This is a genomic window from Priestia sp. SIMBA_032 (assembly GCF_046535215.1).
Lineage (GTDB): Bacteria > Bacillota > Bacilli > Bacillales > Bacillaceae_H > Priestia > Priestia aryabhattai.
This window is the reverse complement of record NZ_JAWRXD010000821.1, coordinates 1-265: the sequence shown is the minus strand read 5'-3', so window position 1 is coordinate 265 and position 265 is coordinate 1. Positions and strand designations below refer to the sequence as shown.

Below are 265 nucleotides of genomic sequence, written 5' to 3'. Positions count from 1 at the left end.
GGCCGCTCCTGGCGGATCACCTGCAACACCCGGGAGGTCAACGGAGTGCTCGCCGCCGTGCGCGCCGGCATCGGGGTCGCCGTCTTCCCGCGGTCGCTCATCCCGGCGGACCTGATCAAGGTCACCAACCGGTTCGGCCTTCCCGAGCTCGGCCATGTCGATTTCACGCTGCTCTCGAACCCGTCCGCGGCGCGGGAGCCGGTGGAGGCGCTCACCACGGCCATCCTGGCCCGGGCGGTCAGCCGGGTGGCCTGAGCGCGGACCC

1 protein-coding gene is annotated in these 265 nt (G+C 72.8%); it reads left to right on the top strand.

Going from position 1 to position 265, the window contains the following annotated elements:
- Nucleotides 1-255: type 2 periplasmic-binding domain-containing protein (locus SB717_RS36620; protein ID WP_410907966.1), on the top strand; the 255-nt coding region annotated here is incomplete at its 5' end.
- Between the last annotated feature and the right edge of the window lie 10 nt (nt 256-265).